Origin of the sequence: Actinomadura sp. 6N118 (assembly GCF_044326415.1) — a bacterium.
GTDB lineage: Bacteria > Actinomycetota > Actinomycetes > Streptosporangiales > Streptosporangiaceae > Spirillospora.
The window spans coordinates 227,586-247,485 of sequence record NZ_JBIRAZ010000012.1 but is presented as its reverse complement, the minus strand read 5'-3'; the positions used below and the strand labels follow the sequence as shown (position 1 = coordinate 247,485).

At 67.9% G+C, this 19,900-nt stretch carries 20 protein-coding genes; 10 read left to right on the top strand and 10 right to left on the bottom strand.

Annotated elements, in window-relative coordinates:
• Positions 1 to 110: 110 nt before the first annotated feature.
• Entirely contained in the window at positions 111 to 1,556 is a 1,446-nt protein-coding gene (locus ACH34W_RS29990; RefSeq protein WP_395964472.1) for an aldehyde dehydrogenase family protein, read from the top strand.
• Between the two features lie 76 nt (positions 1,557 to 1,632).
• Here ACH34W_RS29990 and ACH34W_RS29985 read toward each other — a convergent pair whose 3' ends face one another.
• Together ACH34W_RS29985 and ACH34W_RS29980 are read right to left on the bottom strand one after the other, a co-directional pair.
• Complete coding sequence (locus ACH34W_RS29985; protein ID WP_395964471.1) at positions 1,633 to 1,932, bottom strand: alpha/beta hydrolase domain-containing protein; 300 nt, start codon at positions 1,930 to 1,932, stop codon at positions 1,633 to 1,635.
• A 72-nt stretch (positions 1,933 to 2,004) separates the two neighbouring features.
• A complete protein-coding gene (locus ACH34W_RS29980) occupies positions 2,005 to 2,745 on the bottom strand; it encodes a MerR family transcriptional regulator (RefSeq protein WP_395964470.1) in 741 nt (246 codons plus the stop codon).
• Between the two features lie 280 nt (positions 2,746 to 3,025).
• Here ACH34W_RS29980 and ACH34W_RS29975 point away from each other — a divergent pair, with 280 nt between their 5' ends.
• Entirely contained in the window at positions 3,026 to 4,396 is a 1,371-nt protein-coding gene (locus ACH34W_RS29975) for a YibE/F family protein (protein WP_395964469.1), read from the top strand.
• Positions 4,397 to 4,740: 344 nt separating this feature from the next.
• Here the strand turns inward: ACH34W_RS29975 and chrA are convergent, their stop codons facing one another.
• From chrA to ACH34W_RS29950, 5 genes are all read right to left on the bottom strand, one after another.
• Positions 4,741 to 6,144: a chromate efflux transporter gene (gene chrA / locus ACH34W_RS29970; RefSeq protein ID WP_395964468.1), complete on the bottom strand. Its 1,404-nt coding sequence runs from the start codon at positions 6,142 to 6,144 to the stop codon at positions 4,741 to 4,743.
• Positions 6,141 to 6,572, bottom strand: coding sequence for a chromate resistance protein ChrB domain-containing protein (locus tag ACH34W_RS29965; RefSeq protein WP_395964467.1), 432 nt, complete (start codon positions 6,570 to 6,572; stop codon positions 6,141 to 6,143). The genes chrA and ACH34W_RS29965 overlap by 4 nt, the downstream gene beginning before the upstream one ends.
• Positions 6,569 to 7,114: a Chromate resistance protein ChrB gene (locus ACH34W_RS29960; protein ID WP_395964466.1), complete on the bottom strand. Its 546-nt coding sequence runs from the start codon at positions 7,112 to 7,114 to the stop codon at positions 6,569 to 6,571. Before ACH34W_RS29960 ends, ACH34W_RS29965 begins: the two co-directional genes overlap by 4 nt.
• A 229-nt stretch (positions 7,115 to 7,343) precedes the next feature.
• Complete coding sequence (locus ACH34W_RS29955; protein ID WP_395964465.1) at positions 7,344 to 9,809, bottom strand: family 16 glycoside hydrolase; 2,466 nt, start codon at positions 9,807 to 9,809, stop codon at positions 7,344 to 7,346.
• A gap of 149 nt (positions 9,810 to 9,958) precedes the next feature.
• On the bottom strand, positions 9,959 to 10,891 hold the full coding sequence (locus tag ACH34W_RS29950) for an alpha/beta fold hydrolase (protein ID WP_395964464.1): 933 nt from the start codon (positions 10,889 to 10,891) through the stop codon (positions 9,959 to 9,961).
• A 316-nt stretch (positions 10,892 to 11,207) separates the two neighbouring features.
• Between ACH34W_RS29950 and ACH34W_RS29945 the strand changes: the two genes are divergently transcribed.
• The 5 genes from ACH34W_RS29945 to ACH34W_RS29925 all read left to right on the top strand — a co-directional run bounded on the left by ACH34W_RS29945 (position 11,208) and on the right by ACH34W_RS29925 (position 15,192).
• Positions 11,208 to 11,762, top strand: coding sequence for a DUF6153 family protein (locus ACH34W_RS29945; protein ID WP_395964463.1), 555 nt, complete (start codon positions 11,208 to 11,210; stop codon positions 11,760 to 11,762).
• A gap of 172 nt (positions 11,763 to 11,934) precedes the next feature.
• Entirely contained in the window at positions 11,935 to 12,447 is a 513-nt protein-coding gene (locus tag ACH34W_RS29940; RefSeq protein ID WP_395964462.1) for a DUF305 domain-containing protein, read from the top strand.
• A 389-nt stretch (positions 12,448 to 12,836) separates the two neighbouring features.
• A complete protein-coding gene (locus ACH34W_RS29935) occupies positions 12,837 to 13,760 on the top strand; it encodes a F510_1955 family glycosylhydrolase (RefSeq protein ID WP_395964461.1) in 924 nt (307 codons plus the stop codon).
• A gap of 110 nt (positions 13,761 to 13,870) precedes the next feature.
• Complete coding sequence (locus tag ACH34W_RS29930; RefSeq protein ID WP_395964460.1) at positions 13,871 to 14,245, top strand: BlaI/MecI/CopY family transcriptional regulator; 375 nt, start codon at positions 13,871 to 13,873, stop codon at positions 14,243 to 14,245.
• Positions 14,242 to 15,192, top strand: a complete 951-nt coding sequence (locus ACH34W_RS29925; RefSeq protein ID WP_395964459.1) for a M56 family metallopeptidase — start codon at positions 14,242 to 14,244, stop codon at positions 15,190 to 15,192. Before ACH34W_RS29930 ends, ACH34W_RS29925 begins: the two co-directional genes overlap by 4 nt.
• Positions 15,193 to 15,416: 224 nt before the next feature.
• On the opposite strand, the gene ACH34W_RS29920 is transcribed toward ACH34W_RS29925, so the two are convergent.
• The 3 genes from ACH34W_RS29920 to ACH34W_RS29910 form a co-directional block, all read right to left on the bottom strand.
• Positions 15,417 to 16,394 carry a hypothetical protein gene (locus ACH34W_RS29920; protein WP_395964458.1) on the bottom strand — a complete coding sequence of 326 codons (978 nt, stop codon included), beginning with the start codon at positions 16,392 to 16,394 and terminating at the stop codon, positions 15,417 to 15,419.
• Positions 16,391 to 17,110, bottom strand: a complete 720-nt coding sequence (locus ACH34W_RS29915; RefSeq protein WP_395964457.1) for a GNAT family N-acetyltransferase — start codon at positions 17,108 to 17,110, stop codon at positions 16,391 to 16,393. The genes ACH34W_RS29920 and ACH34W_RS29915 overlap by 4 nt, the downstream gene beginning before the upstream one ends.
• 173 nt (positions 17,111 to 17,283) lie before the next feature.
• On the bottom strand, positions 17,284 to 17,604 hold the full coding sequence (locus ACH34W_RS29910; protein WP_395964596.1) for a BlaI/MecI/CopY family transcriptional regulator: 321 nt from the start codon (positions 17,602 to 17,604) through the stop codon (positions 17,284 to 17,286).
• Positions 17,605 to 17,801: 197 nt separating this feature from the next.
• Between ACH34W_RS29910 and ACH34W_RS29905 the strand changes: the two genes are divergently transcribed.
• From ACH34W_RS29905 to ACH34W_RS29895, 3 genes are all read left to right on the top strand, one after another.
• Entirely contained in the window at positions 17,802 to 18,104 is a 303-nt protein-coding gene (locus tag ACH34W_RS29905) for a hypothetical protein (protein ID WP_395964456.1), read from the top strand.
• 36 nt (positions 18,105 to 18,140) lie between these two features.
• Complete coding sequence (locus ACH34W_RS29900) at positions 18,141 to 18,731, top strand: class I SAM-dependent methyltransferase (protein WP_395964455.1); 591 nt, start codon at positions 18,141 to 18,143, stop codon at positions 18,729 to 18,731.
• A 137-nt stretch (positions 18,732 to 18,868) separates the two neighbouring features.
• Entirely contained in the window at positions 18,869 to 19,849 is a 981-nt protein-coding gene (locus tag ACH34W_RS29895) for a hypothetical protein (RefSeq protein ID WP_395964454.1), read from the top strand.
• Positions 19,850 to 19,900 lie beyond the last annotated feature (51 nt).

The following is a 19,900-nucleotide window of genomic DNA, read 5'->3' as shown; positions in this document are numbered from 1 at the left end:
GACACATTGCGGCCATTGCCAACAGGTCGGCACGCAGATCCAAGCCTCCACGTTCGCTGCCTACCGATACTGAGCCGGACATCAGCGGCTGTGGGCGACAGGAGAGCATGATGACCGAGAAGCTGTTCATCGAAGGTGAGTGGGTTTCCGCGTCGGGCGGGTCCTTCGAGACCCTGGATCCTGCCACCGGCGAGACGATCACCGAGCTCGGAGTCGCATCGCGAGGCGACGTCGACGCGGCCGTGGCGGCCGCGCGCGCCGCGCTGGGGCGCGCCGATTGGGCCGGGCTCCTTCCGGTGCAGCGTGCAGCGCTGCTGTTTCGTCTCGCCGCCCTGATCGAGGAGAACGCCGAGGAACTGGCCCAGCTGGAGACGCGGGACCAGGGCCAGCCGATCGGTATCTCCCGATCGGTCTCCGTCGCCGGCGCCGCGGAACACTTCCGCTACTACGCCGGGTGGGTGACCAAGGTGCAGGGGACCGTGAACCCGGTTTCCTTCCCGGAGACCCTGCACTACACCAAGCGCGAGCCCGTCGGAGTCAACGCGCTCATCACGCCCTGGAACTTCCCGCTGATGATCCTGGCTTGGAAGCTGGCTCCGGCCCTCGCCACCGGAAACACCGTGGTGATCAAGCCTAGTGAAGTGACGCCGCTGACCAGCCTCCGGCTTGTCCAGCTCTGCGCCGAGGCGGGCTTCCCCCTGGGGGTGGTCAACATCGTCACCGGCGACGGATCGGTGGGCGAACTGCTGAGCCGGCACCCGGGCGTCGACCACCTGTCCTACACCGGCTCGACGGCGGTCGGCCGGCGGATCACGATCGCCAGCGCGGAATCCAATCTCAAGCGGCTCACGCTCGAGCTCGGCGGAAAGGCGCCGAGCATCATCGCGCGCGACGCGAACATCGACGCGGCTGTCGGGGGGAACCTGCTCGGCGGAACGCTGAACACGGGACAGGTGTGTGCCGCGTACACCCGGTTCTACGTGGACAAATCACGTGAGGGGGAGTTCGTCGACAAGCTCGCCGCGGGCATGGGTTCCCTGCGCCTCGGACCTGGGGCCGACGAGTCCACGGCTCTGGGGCCACTCGTTTCCGGCCGGCACCGCGACCACGTCGACCGTCTCGTGCGCACAGGTGTGGAAGAGGGTGCTGAGTTGGTCACCGGGGGGAACCCGGTCGACGGCGACGGTTACTTCTTCGAGCCGACGCTGTTCTCCGGAGTGCACGACGAGATGACGATCATGCATGAGGAGATCTTCGGCCCAGTGCTCGCGATCACGACGTACGACGACGCCGCCGAACTCGACCACCTGCTCGCCCGCGCGAACGACACCGAATATGGCCTTGCCGCAACGATCTGGACGAACGACATCGCGACCTCGCAGCGGCTCGCCAACGGCATCAAGGCCGGTGCCGTCTTCGTCAACATGCCGCCGATCCCGGACATGGCTGCACCGTGGGGCGGTTACAAGGCCTCGGGATGGGGCCGGGAGATGGGTCCCTGGGCGATCGACGCGTACACCGAGCTCAAGTCCGTCTGGCTGCACTACGGAGGTTGACGCCAGCTGGTGGTTCCGGCCTCGCCACACAGGCCGGCGAGGCCGGACCCGGCTAGCTCCGGCCCCTCTCAGCTCCCTACCGAGGATCGGGCGGCCGATGGCACTCGAGAACGACAGTGGTCCCGGACGGCCCGATGATCGACTGGTCGCGCAGGACCATCCGATCGACGTAGGTTCCGGCGTCCGGTGAGGCGTGGGACGACCCGGCGACCTCCCAATGGCGCACGAACGAGGACTCGCCCATGGCCAGGACGCGCTTCACCGTCCGACCGCCAAGTGGCCGCGCCGGTGCGTTGTTCGCTTTGAGGGAGGCCGCGACCTGCGTCATCACGTCCCAGGACAGGGGGTCGCCATGGGGCAATTCGCCGCGCCGCACACGTCGACGGGACCGTTCGTGGCGGGATCTGTGTTATCGGCAGTCACGTCGAGGTCACCGTATTCGCTGGTGTCACTGGCGTTCGCTGTATCCCACTGCGAACGTCAGCTTGAGGTAGTCCCACGTGTCGGTGTCCAGGATGCCGTTTGTGGCGGCTGCCGGTCCCTTGCCTTCGATCTTTGCGTAGATCGCCGACAGCATGCGCCTGTCGCCCTCGGTCATCTCGTACATCGCCTCGGTCCATTGCCGGGCGAGAGCCTGTGCCGCCGGGTCGGCCGGGTCGGTTTCACGTTGGATCTCGGCTTTGATCGCCTCGGTGAGGTGCGCGCATCGTTCTTGCCAGTCAGTGAATTTCGCGGCGAAGCCGGGCTCCTGGTGGCGCTGCCGTGCCCGCGCCAGTTCTTCGGGTGTGAAGTAGCCAGCCTGCATGATGGCCCCCATCGTGTCGATGAGCTGGTCGATCGACGGTTCTTGCGCGTGGTGGACGGTCTGCCGTAGTGCCAGGAGTCGTCGACGCACCTGGCCCTGTTGCATGATCACCCGATCGACGTGCTCCAGTTGGCCGCGTACGGCTCGTTCGAGATCGTTGACGTCCCCGTCGAGGGTCTGGTCGATCTCCCGCAGCGGTATTCCGAGGTGACGCAGGGCGATGATCTGGTAAAGCCTGCGCACGTCGTCGGCGGTGTAGAGACGATGTCCGGCTTGCGACCGGGTGGGGCGCAAGAGTCCGATCTCGTCAAAGTGGTGCAGCGTGCGAACGGTCAGCCCGGTCGCGTCCGCCAGTTCACCGACCTTCCAATGTCGCTCGTCCATGTCATCACCCACTCCGGACGCTACGGCCTCACGCGGCGTGAGGTGCAAGCCGTGCATGCGAGGTCATGAAGGAGCTTGGGAGGGTTCGGCGTAGGGAGTGCCGGGGGCGGGGCAACCCTGTCCTACCTATGATCAGCAAGAACACGGCCAAAGCACAGAACCACTGGAGGCGAACGCAAGTCGTCATTTCGCGGCCAATGCCTCAGATGGGCAGTAATGTGTGCCGGTGCCGACTCCGCCCTCCAGCCACCTCCCCAACGTCTCGACCAGGTAGACGAGCATGGGTGCCGAACACTCACACGGCCCGACGACCCCGTCCTCCCCCGGCGCCGTCCGCGCGACCCTCGCCGTCCTGATCCCGCTCGCCCTGGCCACACTGGTGGCCCTGGTCTGGCTGTGGCCGGATGACCGCGACCCCGGTCCGGCCAAATCAGGCGCTCAGCAGCAGCACGTCACCGGAACGATCATTTCCGTCACCTTCAAGCAATGTCCTGTGGTGGGCGCCCCGGAGGGTGACACGCCGCCCGGGGCGGAGGGCTCCGGCGACGGCAAGCCCAAGGGCCGTACGCCCGCCCGGTGCGGCGACGCGAAGGTCGAGCTGACCTCCGGCGCACAGTCCGGGCAGGTCGTCACCACCGAACTGCCCAGTGGTCCCGGGTCGAGCAGGTACGGGCCCGGCGACGAGATCGTGCTGATCGCCATGGCGGGCGACGCCGGCGCCGGCACCTACCAGATCTCCGACCACGAACGCTCTGTCCCGCTGTGGATCGTCGGCGCCGCGTTCATCATCACAGTGATCGCGTTCGGCCGCCTGCGGGGACTGACGGCGTTGATCGGCCTGGGCATCACCTTCGCGCTGCTGCTGACCTTCCTGATACCGGCCATCCTGGCCGGCAGCCCGCCACTGCTCGTCGCCATCGTGTGCGCAGCGGCGATCATCCTCGTCGTGCTCTTCCTCACCCACGGCTTCACGGTCCCCACGGCGATCGCCGTCGTGGGGACGATGCTGTGCCTCGCGCTGACGGGCCTGCTCGCCACGGCCGCCATCGACCTGACCCACCTCAGCGGGATCACCGACGACAGCTCGCTCTACCTGGACATCGACTACAACATCAACACCAAGGGCCTGCTACTGGCCAGCATCATCATCGGGTCACTCGGCGTGCTGGACGACGTCACCGTGACCCAGGCGGTCACCGTCACCGAACTCGCCCGCGCCAACCCCTCGTACGGCTTCTTCCAGCTCTATCGCGCCGCCACCCGCGTCGGACGCGCGCACATCGCCTCGGTCATCAACACCATCATCCTGGCCTATGCCGGCGCCTCACTGCCGCTGCTGCTGATGTTCAACATCGGGAACATGCCGCTCGGCCAGGCCCTGACCAGCCCCGTGCTCGCCCAGGAAATCGTCCGCGCCGTCGCCGGAACCCTCGGCCTCATCGCCGCCGTGCCCATCACCACCGCTCTCGCCGCACTGGCGGGCTCCCGCCGCTCCGCCGACGTCTCCGACGCGACGCCAGACGACATACCGGCCTCCGCGCCGTCCCCCACCGCCACCCGCGCCCGCGCGATGGCACTGTACGAGGACCCAGACGAGCCGATGTGGCCAGCACCAACAAGCAGCCCGCCCCCGCCTGATTCGGCTACGTGACCTGTCCGCGTTCGACGCCGCCCCGCCGCCCCGGAACCGCCACGGCGAAGGGGACCTCGGTGTCAGCGACCCCAGCGGCTGCCGCCTGTGCCCGGCGCACCTCCATCGTCCACCGCAGGACGCGACCCGGTTGCGTCCACCGGGGTGGTGCCAGAGATCGGCCTGCACGTGATCCCAACACCGAGATCTACCCGACAGGCCCTAGGTCGGGCGAAGCACTTCGTCCTTCACAACGAGCGGCTGTACGGACTGGCCGACCGGACCCTGCGCCGCACCGCCCGGTGGCGGTCCCGCAGCTGAACGGCTGGTGACCCAGACACGCCACTCCCCCGCCTAACAGACCGTCACCACACAAGTGTGGCGGCCAGGCCGAGGGCGGCGCAGGCGCCGAGGGTGCGCAGGACGCTCCACTGCAGCCGGAAGATCATGATCAAGGCGGCGAGGGTGATGATCAGTGCGGTGGGGCGCCAGGTGCTCAGGTCGGGGATCTGGAGGTGAACGGGTCCCCAGTCGCGGTCGTCGGTCATGCGGAAGAGGGTGTGGACGGCGAAGTAGAGGGCGAGGTTGGCGATGACGCCGACGACGGCGGCGGTGATGCCGGTGAGGGCTGCTGAGATCGAGGTGTTCCCGCGGAGCCGTTCGACCGATGGGGCACCCAGGAAGATGAACACAAAGCAGGGCACGAAGGTGACCCAGGTGGTCAGCAGCGCGCCGAGGAGGGCGGCGATCCAGGGGTTGAGGTCGCCGGGGTCGCGGTAGGCGCCGACGAACGCGACGAACTGCACGACCATGATGAGGGGGCCAGGGGTGGTCTCGGCCAGGGCCAGGCCGCGGACCATTTCGCCCGGGGCGAGCCAGCCGTAGGTGTGCACGGCGCTTTGGGCGACGTAGGCGAGCACGGCGTAGGCGCCGCCGAAGGTGACCAGGGCGGCGCCGGAGAAGTACAGGCCCTGGGTGGTGAACACGCTGCCGGTGCCGGTCGCCGCGGCGACGATGGCCAGCGGGATGCCCCAGGCGGCCAGCCCGATCGTCAGGACCTTGAGGGCTCGGCGCCAGCTGGGCGGTTGGTGGTGCAGGGCGTCGTCGGAGATCAACGGTGCCGGGCCACCGTCACTGCCATGGCCTTTGTTGAGGGTGAAGATGTGCGGGCGGGCGCGGGCCAGCAACCATCCGGCCAGCGCGGCCGCGGCGATGACGATGGGGAACGGAACGGCGAACACCGCGAGCGCGGCGAACGAGGCGACCGCCAGCACGATCAGCGCGGGATGGGTGAGGGAACGGCGCCCGACGCGGATGACGGCCTGGGCGACGATCGCGAGCACGGCCGGGGCCAGACCCGCGAACAGGCCGGTGATCAGAGTGGTGGTGCCCCAGCCGACATAGATCGCCGACAACGCCAGCAGCGCCAGCACACCGGGCAGGACGAAAAGGGTGCCTGCCACCAGGCCGCCGCGGGTGCCGTTGAGCAGCCAGCCGACATAGATGGCCAGTTGCTGGGCCTCAGGGCCGGGCAACAGCATGCAGTACGACAGGGCGTGGTTGAAGCGTTGCTGCCCGATCCAGCGACGCTCCTCCACCAGGGTGCGTTGCATAACGGCGATCTGCCCGGCGGGACCGCCGAAGGTCTGCAGCGAGATGGCGAACCAGGCCCGTACCGCGTGCCGGAAGGGGACCACGTCGACTGCGCCCTCAGGACTGATCGCCGCGTTGGACGCCGTCGATCCGGAGTGTGTGGGCTCGGTTGTCATGCGGGGTCTCGTCCCAGGAGGGTGGCGCGGCGGATGTATTCGTACAGGCCGTCGAACAACGGTTTGGTGAGCTCAACGATGCGGTCGTCGTCGCAGACCATCAACAGCCCGCGCAGCGCGACGTCGAATCCCACCGCCTCAGGAGCGTCGTAGCGTTCGTCGTCCAGGTCGGCCTCGTGCACGATCTCAGCGATCCGCCACAGCACCGGGTCGGCCAGGTCGTAACGCCGCAGGATCGTCTCGAAGCTGCAGTCGGCACCGTGGTGACCGAGGTCGGCTCCGCGCATGTCGAACGGCGTCGCGTCACCAGGCACCTCGGCGGGATCGGTGACGAAGACGAACTCGGCCGACTCGTCGAGGTGACGGCGGATCAACCATGCGCACGCGGCACGGTCGATATGAATCCCGGCACGGGTCGCCCATCTCATGATGGTGGTGTCTCCTGGGACGTGGGGACTGGCGGGGAGAGCTCGGCGGACGCCGCGCCAGCTGGGGTGTCGTTGGCTGGGGTGCCGGTGGCTAGGGTGCCGGTGGTCAAGGCCTCGACCGCGGCACGGGCGTGCTGGCGTTCGGCGGGCGGAAAGTAGTCGCGCCGCGCGATCCGCCGCAGCTCAGCCCGCAGCCGCCGCAGCGCCGCCAGCCGGGCTGCCGAGCCGGGCTCGGCGGCCTCGGCGGCTTGGCCGGCCCGGGCCGCTACGCCGGAGTATTCGGCGGCGCGGGCGGCCGCCATCTGTGTGGCCAGCTCGCGCTCTTGGGCGAGGTTGGCGGGGCGGGCGAACCAGATGGTGGCGTTGCCACCGGCATCGGTCACCTCATCGGCGATCCACTCCAGGTGCTCGCGGGTGCGCGCATCAGCGGGCAGCGCCACCAGCCCGTCGGAGATCTGCGCGACCCCCAGCCGCTTGAGCTTGCGCCACACACTGATCCGCGGCGTCGATGGCTCGCGCGGCAGCCGATAGGACAACAGCACCCAGTCCCCAGGACCGTGCTGCCCGGCCGCGTGCGCGGATGATGGTGGTCACTCGAGTGCGAGCCGCCGTATCCGAGACAAGGACATGTAACCATGGTTTCACACCTCCTCCACCACCTGCGAAACCAGGGCCGTCTTCCCCAGGGTTTCGAAGCCGGTGCCTCAGTGCAACCGTGGTTACATTAGGCGAGACGAGGTCATCGACCGCCCCGGTGCAACGCCTAGAGGCCTAGAGGCCTTTGATGCGGATGTTGCGGAACATGACACGTCCGGTATGGGCCTGTAGGCCGAGGTAGCTGGGTGTTTGCGCGGTGGTCGGCAGTCCGCGGGCGAGGTCGATGTTGGTGTAGGTGGTGCTTTGCTGACCGTTGAGGATCACGGTGTAGCGCTGGCCGCTGACACGGATCTCGTAGTCGTTCCATTCGCCGGGTTGCCTGACCAGTGGCCGGGTGTAGGTCTGACCGTCGACGCCGTAGATGGCGCCGGTGCGGTGCACATCGGCGCCGTCGGGTCGGGCCAGGTCGTCGATCTGGATCTCGAAGCCGAAGTGCACCGCGACCCAGGCGGTGTTGTCGTAACCCTTGCTGGTGGGGTCAGGGAAACGGATGAACACCCCTGCGTTGTCGTCGGGTCGAGTCAGCCGGTACTGCAGCCGCAGGGAGAAATCGGCTGGGGTGGGACGGGTGCACCACAGCAGGCCAAGGCCGTCACCGGGAATGGCCTGCAGCGCTCCGTCCACGATCTGGAACCGGCCTGCCCCGGCCATCTGCCAGGCGCTGATGTCGGTGCCGTCGAACAACACCTGATGATCGTCAGGCGCGGCGAAGCGGCGGGTAGGAGTGAGGTGCCCGGCGAGCCGGCGGGCGAGCGCGACACCGGTGAGCATCGGGTTGGGCGAACCCAGCCGAGGGAACAGTGCCGGGCCCGCCACGTAGGCGTTGTCCACACCGCGCACGCGGCAGTCCGCGTCGGTGATCGAGGTTGCGGGATCGTCGCCCATGCGCAGAGTCCCGCCCTCGTGATGGGTGGTGCCCAGCCCGTCACGGCGGCGGTTGAACGGCACCACATCGGAGGGTGCCTGCCCGGCGGCGGCCGGGCGGAACCTCGCGCCATCCAGGATCTCGAACGCTGCGCCGCCGGTGAAGGCCAGGGCGGCGTCATCGGCGCAGGCGTCCATGTCGTCCCACAGTTGCCGGTCGGCCTGGCTGGCCGCCAGTTGCACCAGCGCGCGGGGAACGCCGTACTCGTCGCGTTCGGGATCCAGACGGATCTGGCTGGCCGGGTTGTCGGGATCCATCTCGCCAATCCCTCGCAGGGTGATCACCACGTGCGTGTCGTCGGCGGAGCGGAATCGGTTGAAAAGATCGATGTCCGGCAGCTTCTTGAACAGTTCGGCCTCGGAGTCCCCGCCCCGGGGCCCGAGCCCGGCGGCGGTGATCTGCAGGTGGAAGAAGCGTTCGGGTCCGTCGGCGACCACCGATCGTCCCTTGAGGAACAAGGCTGCGGCCATCAGTTCCCGCTGAGCGATGCGGCCCAGTGCCTGGCGCGGTATCCGGATGGTCAGGTTGGAGCGCAGGTGCGCCATCAGCCCGCTGCCGATCGGGCCGGTTCCGGGCTGGGCCCCGAAGGCGTCCAGGGCCAGCCGGGTGCTCTCGATCGCGCCCAGCGCGATCACTACCGAGCCGCCGGGCGCCACCGGCACATACCCTTGGCCGGTCTGCACCCCGATGACCTCGCTGCCGCGCGTATCCAGGCCGATCACGTGGCATCGAGGGACGATCATCAACCGCTTGTCGGCGTCGTTGCCGCTCGATTCGGCCCAGGCGGCACGAGCGGCCTGCACCAGCAACGGCCCCGCGCTGTACTTGTTGTTGGGGAAGAAGCCAGACCGCGTGCTGGCCTGCACCGCCAGCGGCGCCTCCAGCTTGAGCAGATCCGCGAGCTCTTGCGCGCTACGTCCGCTGGCGGCCTCACGACTGATCCCCAGAAGGCGGGTCAGCTCCGCCACAGAGGGAAGGCCGCCGCCCGCTGCCGGGTGGTCCGGCAGCGGCCCCAAGTCCAGCGCCCCGGTAATGCCCCCATCGGTCACCGCCTCGTACAGGCGCTCCCGTAGCGCGTTCTGCAGCGCACCGAAGATGAAATCGTTGGTCTGGTCGATCCCCAGCTGCTCGCCGGCGGTATCGAACTGGTCGCCCTGCAGGTCATCCACCACGGTCTTCGGCCACACTGCCGGTGACAGTTCCTCAGGCAGCGGCCGGGGTGCCCAGCCACCCCAGTACAGCGACCGGCCGCCCACGCAGTACGCCAGTCCTGGGAACGGCACCGGGGAATGCCAGGCCAGCCCCCACACCTCGCTGCGCGGCACGGTCGCCTGCCCCACCTGCCGCAGCGCCGCGATGCTGGTCGCACCGGGCACGTTCAGACCCAGCATCGGCAGGTTCTGTACGTGCTCGGGGAGCAGGAACGGGCCGCCCTCCAGGACCAGGACCCGATGCATCCGCGAGGCGTCCACGTTGAACAGGTGGGCGGCCACCGCCGCACCGAAACTGCCACCCCCGACGACGATGACATCGAACGGACGAGCACCCGGTGAGGCCTGCCCGTCGGTGCTGGCCACAGCCTCGGCCAAGGTGTTGCACACATACCGGCCGAGCACATCACGGGAAAAGTCGGTCACTTGCGGCTGCACAGCCATGAGTGACTCCCCTCGCTGACGCCCCGGAACGACCACGCGGGCAGCCAGACGAATCGATACTTTGTGTATCGAAACTAACACTGATAGTGATCATCAACGGACGCGGATCCGGCCAAATTAGGCCAAACCGGACCATCGCCCGCACGTGCTCACCTTCCTGCGCGGTCAAGTGGGTCGAGGAGCCGCTCCGCGAAGGCGGCGGGCTGGGACAGGAAGCCGAGATGACCGCCAGGTAGCTCGGTCAGGTCCCGGTCAAGCCTGGCCGCCAGCTTTGCGGTCGCCTCGTGAGTGGGGCGGCCGTGCGATTCGGCGCCGACGGCCGGGAGGATCCGGTCGGCGTATCGGACGAGGGTTCCCAGGTCGAGGTCCACGGCGGGATATTGACGCAGTTCGCGCTCGAACCAGTAGGTGGTGTTGACCAGGATGGGCTCGCCGTTCCCGGGTGGCGGGGGCAGGCTGGCCCGGTCCGACTCGGTCAAGATCCGCTCGGCGAATTTCTGTTGCGCGACAACGGTCCCCGAACGGCGATACAGGTCGTAGATGGCGAAGAAGAAATCGATCCAGGTGCGGCCGTCTGGCAAAAGCCTCATCGCGGGCGGCTCGTACGGAACGACCGTGCGGATGGGCGACGCGTCGCGGATGAGCGCCTCCAACGCCACCAGCGCGCCGGAGCTGCTTCCCACGACGGTGGCCGGTCCGGTGCCCACCTGCTCGATCAGGCGGAGGGCATCGTCGGCATCGGTCTCGAAACGATGGCGGTAGTCCTGCGCTCCGCGAAGCTGACTGCGGGCGAAGCCACGGCGGTCGTAGACGACGACCGTGTAGCGCGCCGCCAGGTACCCGATCACTTTCCTGAAGGTGTCGGCGGTGCCGCTGGCCCCCGGGATCATGATGAGCACCGGTCCGCTGCCGTGCACTTCGTAGTACAGCGCGGCGCCAGGCACCTCAAGGACATCCGCCTCAGCGGCCGCGGCGCTCGCCGCCGACGAAGCACCACCCATGGAGCCGGCCAGCACCGCGCCGGCTGCGGTCCCGCCGACCGCGCGAAGGAAGCGCCCTCGTGAAATCTCCGCAGCCATCATCGTCCTTCCATGTGGGGAGTGAACGATCAGGACGCTACGACCCGGCCGGACCAAGGCGCGTCCCCACGGAAGCGGAAACCCACCGTCCACATTCAGCGCCGCAAGGTCCCCCCAACAGGGGACGAGAGCCCGTTCGGTTTGGGCTAGGCGATCATGCGGGATCGGTGAACGTGATCCACCAGGCGGATCAGCGTTCCGGACAAGTCTCACCACGCCCGCTGCCGCCGGCCGGTCCACATTCCGGGGCCGTGTCTACTAAGCTGTCTAGTTAACGGATCTTGGTGATGCGCTAACGGCTGGAGGGGCGAGAAGGTCCATGCAGGGGGCACCCGTGCAAAATCGCACGGCCAGGGCTGGCGCGAGGTCCCGTCCGCCAGAGGTGCACGCCCAACTGCCGACCTCGGTCGTCAGTCCACAGCGCGAGTGCCACAGTGGCGCTCCCCCGCTCCGCGAAGGGCGGCTCGGCGTCTCATGGACGGCTCTCCTCGGACTCCTCCTGGTCTCTTGCGTGATGGCCATGCACGGACTTCAAGCATCCAGCAGCCCTGTGGACGCCTCAGGGGTGCCGGGCATCAGCGCCGAGCATGGGCTCGTCGGCCACGCGGACTCCGGTCACGCTGACGCCAGCTATGGCGGGTCCGGCCACGGTGGATCGCACAGCAACGGCTCGCATGATCCTGAGCATCACTCAGGCGGCGAGATCTGCTTGGCCCTGCTGACGTTGGTTTCCTTCGTCGTGCTCCTCCTTGCCGCGTGGCGGACATGGAGGCCTGCGTTCCTCGTTCCCCGGAGCACCGTGCGGCCCCGTCCCCGGGACGCGGGCCGCTCGCCCCCTCCGCTGGCATTCCGATCGGCCGTGTTGCGGCTGTGACGGCGACCGCGCGGCGCCCTGTGGCGACCGCGTCCCCCGTCATCCCTCACAACACGGAAGGTCCATCATGAAACGCACGATCCCGCTCATCATCACGCCCGTCCTGGCCTTCACCCTCGCCGCGTGCGGCGGAGACGACAAGGAATCCGGCAGTTCACAGCCGGGCCACTCGATGTCCACCAGCGCCACGCCGGCCACAGGTCAGCAGCCGGGCCAGCACAACGACCAGGACGTCATGTTCGCCCAGATGATGATCCCGCATCACCAGCAGGCACTGGAGATGGCCAAACCGGCCAAGACCAAGGCCTCCATGCCACAGGTGAAAAAACTGGCCGCCGACATCGAGAAGGCCCAGGACCCAGAAATCAAGCAAATGACCGCCTGGCTCACCAGCTGGGGCGCCTCGATGCCATCACCGGGGGCCAGCATGGACCACAGCGGTCACGGCGGCGCGGAAGGAATGATGTCCGCCCAGGACATGACCAAGCTCAACAAGCTGTCCGGCATGGCCTACGACAAGGCCTTCCTCGACATGATGATCAAACACCACCAAGGCGCCGTCACCATGGCCAAAAAGGAACAAACCTCGGGACAGTTCCCCGCCGCCAAGACCATGGCCGGCGCCATCATCACCTCGCAAACCGCCGAGATCACCACCATGCGCAACCTGCTCAAGAACATGTGATCACCAGCGGCCCGGGGGTCAGCTTGTGATGGCCCCCGGCTTCGCGCCGCGATACCCGGTCGGACCGTGACAGGCCCGGCGTCGCAATCGACGCCGGGCCTGTTGGTTCGTTGAGCGGTGTCGATATCCGGTCTGGCCGCCAACCTCCTTGGTCTCCTCGGAACGAGGACTGAGCGGGGTGGCCATGCGAGAGGCGTCCAGGCACGCATCGGGACGAGGACGTGAGAGCGTCGGGACCCTGCTCCTCGATCTCGGGCGGTAGCACCGGCCCGTCGTGCCGGCCGCGCTCGGGCCCGGCCGACGCGCGCCACCCAACCTCCTCTACTATTCAGCATAGTGAAAAGAACCCGGCCGTCTGGGCCGATAGCGCGCACCCCTGGATGCGTGCCATGAGCGGAGGCACTGCGATGTCCCGGACGACTAGACGTTCCCGGCGGGCAACCCTCGCGGTCTCGCTCACCGCGACGGTGTCACTCGTCCTGGCGGCCTGCGGCGGAGACGACACCACATCGACCACGGCGTCCTCGCCTGCCGGTGCCGACCCGGGGATCGGCCACATTCACGGTCTCGGCGTCGACCCGGCGGACGGCGCGATCTATGTGGCCGCGCACTACGGAGTGTTCCGGATCATCGGCCAGGACCGGGCGGCCCGCGTCGCCGGCCGGTTCCAGGACACCATGGGCTTCACGATCGTCGGCCCGAAGACCTTCCTGGCCAGCGGCCACCCGGCCGCCGCCGAAATGGCCAAGGGGGCCCGGCCGCACCTGGGCCTGCTCCGTTCCGCCGACGCCGGGGCCACCTGGACGGAGGTCTCGGAGGGCGGCAGCGCGGACTTCCACGGCCTGCAACCCGCAGGCACGAAGCTGTACGCCTTCGACAGCCAGACCGGGCAGGTCCGGCGCAGCGACGACGAGGGCCGTAAGTGGATCATCGGGGCGCGGCTGCAGGTGGTAGATCTGGCGGCCCATCGAAACCGGCCGGATCGGGTGCACGCGACGACCCCAGAAGGGGTTCAGGTCAGTGACGACGGCGGCGCGACGTTCACGAAAGCTTCCGGCACGCCCCTGCTCAGCCACCTCGACGCCGTCGACGGCGGGGGCCTGGTCGGCGTCGGCGTGGACGGACAGGTGCACAGCGGCCGTCCCGGTGATGGATCCTGGCAGAGGCTCGGTCGCCTTCCCGGCGGGCAGGCGACCGCGTTCACCGCAGTGGACGCCCGGCGGCTGCTTGCCGCAACCGAGGACGGCAGCGTCCACGAATCCCGGGACGGCGGTCGAAGCTTCACCATGGCCTACCGGCCGGCACCGAACTGATTCACAAGAGCACCTACGAGCTCACCGGCTCACAGACTCACTCCCTTGCTACTAAGACCTGTAGTATCGAGTTGGTTGGCTGCGGGAGTCGACGACGAAGGTGGTGGCGCATGGCCGGGCAGCGCTTCGGCGACCTGGAGGCCGTCGTCATGGAGCGCATGTGGTCGTACGGCCACTCCGCGAACGTCCGCGATGTCCTGGAGGACTTGCAGCAGGAGCGGACCATCGCCTACACGACGGTGATGACCGTGATGGACAATCTCCACAAGAAGGGCTGGTTGCGCCGCAAGCGGGTGGGGCGTGCCTACGTCTATGAGCCGGTCGGCTCCCGCGAGGGCTATACCGCCAAGCTCATGCGTGAGGCCCTGGCTACCAGCGACAACCAGACCGCCGCGCTCGTGCACTTTCTCACGGAGCTCTCCCCTGCCGAGGCGGAGGCCCTGCAGACCGCACTCAAAGTAGTGCCGCCCAAGGGTTCCAAGTGACCGCCACAGCCGCGCTCCTTGTTTACGCCGTCGTTCTCGGCACGCTTGGGCCGAGGTTGCTGCGGTTGGGGAGCTGGGCGGAACGGGCGCCGCGGCTGGGCGTCATCGCCTGGCAGGCGGCCACCGCATCGGTTCTGGGAGCGGTGATCCTCGCGGGCCTCGCCCTCGTCGTACCGATCGCACAGGCGCCGCACGGCTTGGCGGATCTGCTGGCGGCCTGCCGGATGATGATCCGGGCGCACTACGAGAACACGCCTCAGCCGATCGGCGCCTACGGGGGCCTCGCGGTCGCCGGCGGCATCACGCTTTGGATCATTGGCCACGTCCTGGTGATGGTCGTCACCATCGTGGTGCAGCGGCGGCGCCACCTCAGGGTCCTCATGATGGTGGCTCGTCCCCGTCCCGACCTCGATGCCATGGTGATCGAGCATGATGAGCCGCTCGCCTACTGCCTGCCCGGCCGTCACCGGTGCGTGGTGGTGAGCAGCGGCGCCCTGGCCGGACTCGACGCGGACCAACTCTCCGCCGTGCTGGCCCACGAGAGGGCTCATCTTCGTGGCCGCCATGCCATGGCCGTCAACCTCGCCATGGCGGTGAACCGGGCCTTTCCCGCCGTCCCGCTGTTCCGGGCGGCGCGGGCGGAGATCAGCCGGCTCATCGAGCTCCTGGCCGACGACGTGGCCGCCCGGACACATGACCGGACCACCGTGGCCGCGGCGCTGGTCACCGTCGCGAGCGGCCGGACTCCCGCCGCCGCGCTCGGCGCGGGAGGCGGAACGGCGTTGTTGCGCGTCCGCAGGATGCTGGCTCCGTCCAACCCTCTGTCCCGTACCGCACGTCTGACCGGAGCGATCGGCATCGGCCTGCTCGCGGCCCTGCCGCTGACCCTGGCCCTCAACCCTGCCATTACGGCCGTCATCGAGCAGCACTGCCACCTAACCTTCTGACACGGTGCCGATCATCCGCGAGCTGAACGGATGCCGGGCAGCCCCATGTCTCTCACCGCCCGGCGACTCCAGCCGCTGACTCCTCCTTGACGCTGGCCTGCGCATCCACGCGATCAGGGAGCGGCACGGTCTGCTGCGGATCATCAGCCGGGTCCACGTCATCGGGTATGGCCACGAGCTGTCGAGTCATTGCGAGCCCGGTGCGAGACCTCGCGGCGGGCCTGTCAGCGCTTGAAACCGAGATGCAGGTGATCTTGGTGAACCGTGTTGGTGAACGACGTTCCACGGCTGCTTGACACGACCCAGGGCGCGCCGACCTCGGTCGCACCGTTGGCGAGCGCCTGGACCGCGATGAGACGGGCCGGGGCGCCGGTGCCGCGGCGCTGTTCCGCGACGCGGCGGCCGTCGACCGCCCAGATGTCGACCGCTCTTCCTCGTTTGTGGTTGCTCACAGATTCGCTGCCATAGACCTGAAAGGGATGGCCGGTGGAAAGGACGGTGACGGAGATGGTGTGCTTGGCTGCGATTCCGAGCATCAACCGCAGAACGCGCGCATCCAGGCGGCCGGCTTGGATGTCCCAACGGGCAGTGTCGGGCAGCACGATGCGATCATTGGCCAGGACCCGGGCGGCAAGTGGGCTCGGAGCCCGGCCGTCCCCCAGGCGCAGTCCGCCGGTGGAGGCGATTCGCGCGACCACCCAGCCCGCCGCGCTCCTGGCGAGCCTGACGTCGATCGTGCGTATGGACGTCGAGATGTTCGCGCCCTGTCTCGTGGTCAGCCGTACCACGGCCATGATCGACGCCGATGATCGTGTCAGGCCACCGAGCTGTGGATAGACGACCTCCCCGGCTCCGGCCCCTGACGGTGTGAGAAGAACTCCGGCCTGCCCGGCGAGAGCCGGTGACAGGCCGGCCGCGGCGAGGCGTTTCCTGGTCGCCACGGCGAGCCCGCCGCCATCGTCGTAGTTGGTCAGCACCTCGATGAAACGGACGGCGGCGCGCTTCACTTCGGGCGCCGGTTCATCGGCGGCGATGACGTACGGCCTCACTCTCGGCAACTCGGGCAGGGCCGACGCTGTCGCGGGCCCACGAGCCGGTGTGGTCTGACGAGTCCCCGCGGCGGGAGACCCGATCCCGGAGCACGCGGCGACGGAGACCAGCGCCGCCATCGCGGGAAGCCCGCGCAGGTTCTTCACCTTCACAGGTCCAGTCCGTAAGTCAGCCATTCGCCGCCGTCGACGCCGGCGTGCTTGTCCCGCGGAGTCCATCCGAGATCCTCGTAGAACCGCTGGGCCCCGGGATTGTCCTCGCGCGCCTCCAAGGTCAGCCGACTCGTGCCCTGCGTCCGCGCGAGAGTGGCATACCCGTCGACCAGCATCCGCCCGACTCCGCTGCGACGAGCCGTATCGTTCACCGCCATGTGGTGCAGGACTCCCGTGGTCTTGCTCGGCCTGGACTCCGTTCCGGACTGGCGAGCCCTGTCCAGCCCCTGGGCATAGCGGCGCGCACGAGTGCGCACGAACTTGGCCGTCAGCCGGGGACGCAGCGTGAGCGACAGCGCACCGGCCCGCGCCAGCCGTCCCCGATCCAGACGTGCCACATGACGTCGATGGACGCGTTCGTCCACCGTGCCCACCAGAAAGCCGGCGAAGACGCCTTCGCGTTCCGCGACGAGTGTGACCGCCGCCGGGCTGGTGACGAACGTCCGGTAGTAGTGCCCTAGGAAGCGCTCGCCGAGGTCCACGAAGAACCCCTGATGAAGGCAGCGGCGATGGAGCTCAGCTACGAGCGGCACGTCACTCAGTTCCATGACGCGCAACATCACCGTTGTCGCTTCCGGCTTGGGTGCATCGGTCATGCGCCGCAGATCACCGTCCAGGTAGCAGTCCAACTCCCAGAGTTTAATACTACCCAACATAGTAGTTAGTCGAATCAAACCAAGCCTGACCGGCCGTCATCGCCTGAGATTGGGCAAATAGAGCCATAGAGCTACTACTATCGACGATAGGAAGACTTATCGAGCAGGGCCCGCATGACGCCCGTGCTCTGGTGGAATCATCCGGTGTGGGCGGTCACCGCTGTGCCGGGGGGCTACTTCGCGTCCGGAAGGGGCCAGGAGTGGACGAACGCCGCGGCAGTGTGAGCCGGGCCGGCCAAGATTTCGCGGACCAGTCTGGCGACATAGCTCTCGCGAGCGGCGACCACGGTGTACAACCGCGAGTCGCCGGCCGGCTCTGACGCCAACCAGCCCTCCCTCTGCAGCAGATCCATGCGCGTCGCAACGGTGTCGCACTCGACATCCCGGACTTGGGCCAGATCCTCGAAGACCCGCCGCGCGTCCACGGGGCACCCGTACGACCACATTCGCTCCATGATCAAAGCCTCAAGCTCCCCGGAGGGCGGGAGGGGCATGATCACATCACGTCCTTCACAGGCAGGCGGAACGCCCAGCGCCGCACGGACTCACGACCTCTACCGCGAGCCAGTTACTACGAATGATAGTAGATGATGGAGTTGCGAAGGAAGGACTCCGTCGCGGCGGATCCCGACACAGCCGGCCACCGGATGAGCGCGTTCGGACGAGGTCCACAAACGAGAGGAGGCAGACGATGGGAATCCGATTCAGGCCCACCGCCTTGTCCGCGATAGCCGACGTCACGCTGCTGGCGACCGCCTGTGGCGGCGGAGAGTCGAACGACTCGGGCACGGGCACCAAGACGCCGGGCGCAACGACCCAGACCACGGCCACGGCCACGGCTTCACCTCGGACGACCATGACCATCACGGCGACCGAGATGAAACTGTCACTTCCCCATCAATCCATGGCCCCGGATACCTACACCTTCCTTCTCGACAACGCCGAGACAGACTCATCGGCTACTATTAACGATAGTAGTTTGCGCCCGCGGTGATCACCTGGTGCGCGACGACGGACTGGAGGCGACGACATGCCGAATTGGATGCGGAGCCGTACCGCCGACTCGTTGCACGAGCACACGCCCTCGTCCGAGACCGACGAGCTGCGCGAGGAGATCCTCAGACTGGCCGACCCTCGACCGGACGACCAGTGCATCGATCTCGGCGCGGGCGCGGGGCATCTCACTCGGCGCTTGGCAGAACGGACGGAACGGGTGTTCGCCGTCGAGGCCACGGCCGCGATCTCGGAGATCAGCGCGCTCGGCCTGAACAACGTGGTGACGTATCCCAAGGACCTGATGGCGCTGGCCTTGCCGTTCGAGTGCACCGACCTTGCGGTGTCCGGCTATGCCTTTCACCACGTCCACAACGCGGACAAGCGGGTGCTGACGGCTCGCATCCGTCGCTGGCTGCGGCCGGGAGGAAGGCTTGTCATCGGCGACCTGATGTATTCGTCTGGCTCGTTCTCCCTCGGGAGCCTGTTCCGGCCCGGCTCGCTGCCCCGCGGTGGCCAAACGGCGCCTCCGGAGTTCTGGGTGGAGGCGTTGCGGGACGCCTCATTTGAAGATGTGGAGTACGTCGCGGTGTCAGCGAAGACCGGCATCGTGTACGGCCACGCGTAACGAGCGGATCCCAGTGGGTGGCACACCGACCACACCAGCCCCTCCCATGCCCTACTATCGCCAATAGTAGATTTCCCCATGGGTGGAGCCGCGTCCAGCTCCGCTACCCGAAACACCCCCCACAGGAAGGAGACGGCGTGCGGCTGGGCAAGTCGTCGCGCAGGGCTCCCTGGATGGTGCGCGGTCTTCTCTCGGCCCTGACCATCGCCGCGTTGGTCGGCGCCACGCCGTCGTCCACGCTCGGCGCCACTTCCGCGCCGGACAAGGACCCGGAGAAGCAACTCGCCGCGCTGAGCAAGCGGGCCGCCGCGCTGGAGAAGGACTACCGGGGACGGATCGAGATCCTCAGGGACCTGAATGAGAGCGCTGCCCGCGCGACCGCGGACGCCGCGCGGCGCAACGGCGAGTTGGACGCCGCACGCGTGCAGATCCGCGGGCTGGTCGCCGGCTCGTACATGAGCGGAGGTCCCGCCTCCATGCCTGTGGTGCTCAACAGCGATGGCTCATCCCTCCGTGAAGCCGTCGCACTCGAGTATCTGGCCCGCAACAGCGATCGTCGCGTAAGGGACATCGCCACGCTGGCCGTGGCGGCCCAAAAGTCGCGCCGCGCCGCGCAGTCGAAGATTGACTCGGTCCGCCGGGAGATCGCCGCCCTTGAGGGCAAGCGGGGCAAGGTACGAAGGCTGCTCGCCAAGTACAAGGCCGAATCGGCCAAGGCCGGTCGACCGGACGGCGTCGGAGGCAAGACCAAATCCCCGCTGGTGGGAAACTACATGACCCCGCGGATGCGCAAGGTGCTGCTGGAGATCGACGGAAAGTTCGGCCCGTTCCCCACGATCGGCTGCTATCGAGCTGGCGACCCGCAGGACCATGGCTCCGGCAGAGCCTGTGACTTCATGGAGAGCACAGCCGGTCGTATGCCGTCCGCGTCCGCCACCGCGCATGGCGACTCCGTCGCGAAATACGTCGTCGCCAACGCCTCCCGGCTGGGAATCAAGTACATCATCTGGCGGCAGCGCATCTGGGACTCGCGCAGCGGCAGCGGATGGCGGCAAATGGAAAATCGCGGCGGTATCACGCAGAACCACATGGACCACCCGCACGTCTCCGTCCTCTGAGCCGCAAATTACACGTATAGCCGTCATGAAACCGCTGTGGCATACGCAAAG

Excerpts from the sequence above, each read along its gene's own strand:
- ACH34W_RS29990 (WP_395964472.1), top strand. The coding sequence starts at position 111 with ATGACCGAGAAGCTGTTCATCGAAGGTGAGTGGGTTTCCGCGTCGGGC.
- ACH34W_RS29980 (WP_395964470.1), bottom strand. The coding sequence starts at position 2,745 with ATGGACGAGCGACATTGGAAGGTCGGTGAACTGGCGGACGCGACCGGG.
- ACH34W_RS29975 (WP_395964469.1), top strand. The coding sequence starts at position 3,026 with ATGGGTGCCGAACACTCACACGGCCCGACGACCCCGTCCTCCCCCGGC.
- chrA (WP_395964468.1), bottom strand. The coding sequence starts at position 6,144 with ATGACAACCGAGCCCACACACTCCGGATCGACGGCGTCCAACGCGGCG.
- ACH34W_RS29965 (WP_395964467.1), bottom strand. The coding sequence starts at position 6,572 with ATGAGATGGGCGACCCGTGCCGGGATTCATATCGACCGTGCCGCGTGC.
- ACH34W_RS29955 (WP_395964465.1), bottom strand. The coding sequence starts at position 9,809 with ATGGCTGTGCAGCCGCAAGTGACCGACTTTTCCCGTGATGTGCTCGGC.
- ACH34W_RS29950 (WP_395964464.1), bottom strand. The coding sequence starts at position 10,891 with ATGATGGCTGCGGAGATTTCACGAGGGCGCTTCCTTCGCGCGGTCGGC.
- ACH34W_RS29945 (WP_395964463.1), top strand. The coding sequence starts at position 11,208 with ATGCAGGGGGCACCCGTGCAAAATCGCACGGCCAGGGCTGGCGCGAGG.
- ACH34W_RS29940 (WP_395964462.1), top strand. The coding sequence starts at position 11,935 with ATGTCCACCAGCGCCACGCCGGCCACAGGTCAGCAGCCGGGCCAGCAC.
- ACH34W_RS29935 (WP_395964461.1), top strand. The coding sequence starts at position 12,837 with ATGAGCGGAGGCACTGCGATGTCCCGGACGACTAGACGTTCCCGGCGG.
- ACH34W_RS29930 (WP_395964460.1), top strand. The coding sequence starts at position 13,871 with ATGGCCGGGCAGCGCTTCGGCGACCTGGAGGCCGTCGTCATGGAGCGC.
- ACH34W_RS29915 (WP_395964457.1), bottom strand. The coding sequence starts at position 17,110 with ATGTTGGGTAGTATTAAACTCTGGGAGTTGGACTGCTACCTGGACGGT.
- ACH34W_RS29910 (WP_395964596.1), bottom strand. The coding sequence starts at position 17,604 with ATGCCCCTCCCGCCCTCCGGGGAGCTTGAGGCTTTGATCATGGAGCGA.
- ACH34W_RS29905 (WP_395964456.1), top strand. The coding sequence starts at position 17,802 with ATGGGAATCCGATTCAGGCCCACCGCCTTGTCCGCGATAGCCGACGTC.
- ACH34W_RS29900 (WP_395964455.1), top strand. The coding sequence starts at position 18,141 with ATGCCGAATTGGATGCGGAGCCGTACCGCCGACTCGTTGCACGAGCAC.